This window comes from Caballeronia sp. INML1 (assembly GCF_023631085.1).
In the GTDB taxonomy this organism is placed as follows: Bacteria; Pseudomonadota; Gammaproteobacteria; order Burkholderiales; family Burkholderiaceae; genus Caballeronia; species Caballeronia turbans.
Genome location: NZ_JALQDT010000028.1, coordinates 1 through 2,545, shown reverse-complemented (window position 1 = coordinate 2,545; position 2,545 = coordinate 1). Strand labels below are relative to the sequence as shown.

The window sequence follows — 2,545 nt, the reverse complement described above, 5'->3', positions numbered from 1 at the left end:
CGTTAAGGTTTATTCGATGCCTGCCATCGGCCGCAGAAATGTGCGTGCCGCCGCGCATGTCGGCAGGCGTCGAATAAGCCCGATGGAGGAAACCGCGGAGTGCCCCACTGCGGTTGGAGGGTTCGCGGCTATGGCGATTGATAGACCGGAATGGTCAGTGGTGCCGGATGCGGCACGCTCAGGCGGGGTGCCGGAGGGACGCTGACGCCGTAGCGAAGTGGTTTAGTCGTGCATTCGCGATGATGAGGCGGCCGGGCAAAGCGCTTCGCGTAGCGACACGCGCAGGCTTCCATCCTTGGGCCGCGTTGCCGCGGAGCCAACGTTCGACAGGCAGGTCGAGGAACCGTGGGGTTCATGTCGGATCCCGGCGCATTGGCGGTGCGCGGATCGGGGCGCTGCGCGCGAGGATTTCGATGACGACCATCGGTGCGCCGCAGTGCCGACAGATGAAGACGGGGCGGGTTTCGATGATGGCGTCGTCCGGCGACGGGCTGATCTCGGGTTCGACGTGCAGCAGTTCGCGCACCTTTGCGAGATTGGCGCGGCGCACCGGGTTGGCGAGCAGCCCGAAGTGGCGGATCCGATGGAAACCACCGGGCAGCACATGGAGCAGGAAGCGGCGCATGAATTCGCCGGTTTCGAGGGTCATGGTCTTGTAGCGGGTGCGTCCCTTCGCACGGTAGTCCTTCCAGCGGAACGTCACGCCACGCTCATCGACGGCGACCAGGCGCTGGTTGGAGATGGCGACGCGGTGCGTGTAGCGTGAGAGGTACTCGAGCACCGCCTTCGGTCCGGCGAACGGGCGCTTGGCGTAGACCACCCATTCGCAAGTACGTAGGGGCGCAAGCCATCGGGCAAAGGTGGCGGGGTCGGCGAGCCCGGTGTACTCGCCGAAGAACTGCAGGTCGCCACGGTGGTGAACCGACTGGAGTGCCTCGAGGAAGCGGCGTCGGAACAGGCGTGAGAGGACGCGCACGGGCAGGAAGTAGCCGGGCCGGCAGGCGATCCAGCGTTCACCGTCAGGCGACAGCCCGCCACCGGGGACGATGCCGTGCACATGCGGGTGATGCGTGAGCGCCGATCCCCAAGTGTGCAGTACGAGCGTGGCGCCGATCTGGGCGCCGAGATGCCTGGGATCCTCGGCGATCGTGCGCAGCGTGTCGGCGGCGATGTCGAACAGCAGCCCGTAGATGACCCGCTTGTTGTACCAGGCGATCGCGCTGATTTGCGCGGGCAGCGTGAAGACGACGTGGAAGTACTCGACGGGTAGCAGATCGGCCTGACGCGCCTCTAGCCAGCGGTGTGCGGCGCTGGCCTGGCACTTCGGGCAATGCCGGTCTCGGCACGAGTTGAAGGACACCTCGGTCCTTGTGCAGCCTGAACAGCGCAGCACATGTCCGCCCAGTGCCGCCGTGCGGCACCGTTCGATGGCCGACATGACCTTCAGCTGCCCCAGGCTCAAGTGTGTCGTGGCTCGCCACGCTGGCCCGTGGCTGCGGAAGATGTCCGCAACCTCCAGCATGAGGCGTTACAGCCCGCGGGTCTACTCTGAGGGCAGACGGTCCAGCGGACTGGTGACCTCGTGCAGCAGGTCGGTGGCCACCTGGACGTAGAGCGCGGTGTTCTCGAGCTTTGCATGGCCGAGCAGCACCTGGATCACGCGGATATCCACCTTCTGTTCGAGGAGATGTGTCGCAAAGCTATGGCGTAGCGTGTGCATGGACACACGTTTGTCGATGTTCGCAGTCTCGGCGGCGGCATGAATGGCACGGTTCAACTGTCGCGTGCTTAACTGATCGAGCGGATCGAGTCCGGGAAACAGCCACCCACCATCGAGCATCTTGCCCTGCGCACGGGCCACGCGCCACCACACACGCAGACGTTCGAGCAGCACCGGCGAGAGCATCGCGTAGCGGTCACGGCGGCCCTTGCCCTGCTCGATACGCAGTGTCATGCGCTCGCTGTCGACGTCGGTGACCTTCAGCGCCACCACTTCGCTGGCGCGTAGCCCCGCGCCGTACGCGACCGACAGCGCGGTTTGGTGCTTCAGGTTACCGGCGGCCTCGATGAGCCGCCGCACTTCGTCGGGGCTGAGCACGACGGGCAATATGCGGGGCACGCGCACCGGTTGCATCCTGACCATCAGCTCGGGCCGGTCGAGCGTGACTTTGAAGAAGAACTTCAGGCCGGTGATCGCGTGGTTCAGCGACACGGCCGATGTGCCGTGGTCGACCAGATAGAGCTGGTAGCGGCGCAGGTCCTCGACGGTGGCCGTGTCAGGCGAGCGCCCGAGAAAACGGGCGAACTCACGCACGATGTGCAGGTAGATGTCCTGCGTCTTGGGGGCAAGCTGGCGCATGCGCATATCGTCGATCATGCGCTGGCGCAGTGGGCTGGCGTTTGTCGGTAAGGAGGTCATGATTCGGCTCCTGTTGAAGAACGAGGCGGATTGCCTCATTCGCCAACATAAAGCCGGGTGACCGGCCTCTCCCTGACCACCAGCGTCGGACCGTAGCCCCTACCGCGCGAGCGGTTTAGTCCCTCG

The 2,545-nt window shown here is 65.2% G+C and carries 2 protein-coding genes; both read right to left on the bottom strand.

What is annotated here, in order from left to right; all coding sequences use genetic code 11:
* Positions 1–352: 352 nt before the first annotated feature.
* Positions 353–1,522 carry an IS91 family transposase gene (locus NCR38_RS10630; protein ID WP_213233300.1) on the bottom strand — a complete coding sequence of 390 codons (1,170 nt, stop codon included), beginning with the start codon at positions 1,520–1,522 and terminating at the stop codon, positions 353–355.
* Positions 1,523–1,543: 21 nt separating this feature from the next.
* Positions 1,544–2,419 carry a site-specific integrase gene (locus tag NCR38_RS10625; protein ID WP_061121634.1) on the bottom strand — a complete coding sequence of 292 codons (876 nt, stop codon included), beginning with the start codon at positions 2,417–2,419 and terminating at the stop codon, positions 1,544–1,546.
* Between the last annotated feature and the right edge of the window lie 126 nt (positions 2,420–2,545).

Excerpts from the sequence above, each read along its gene's own strand:
- NCR38_RS10630 (WP_213233300.1), bottom strand. The coding sequence starts at position 1,522 with ATGCTGGAGGTTGCGGACATCTTCCGCAGCCACGGGCCAGCGTGGCGA.
- NCR38_RS10625 (WP_061121634.1), bottom strand. The coding sequence starts at position 2,419 with ATGACCTCCTTACCGACAAACGCCAGCCCACTGCGCCAGCGCATGATC.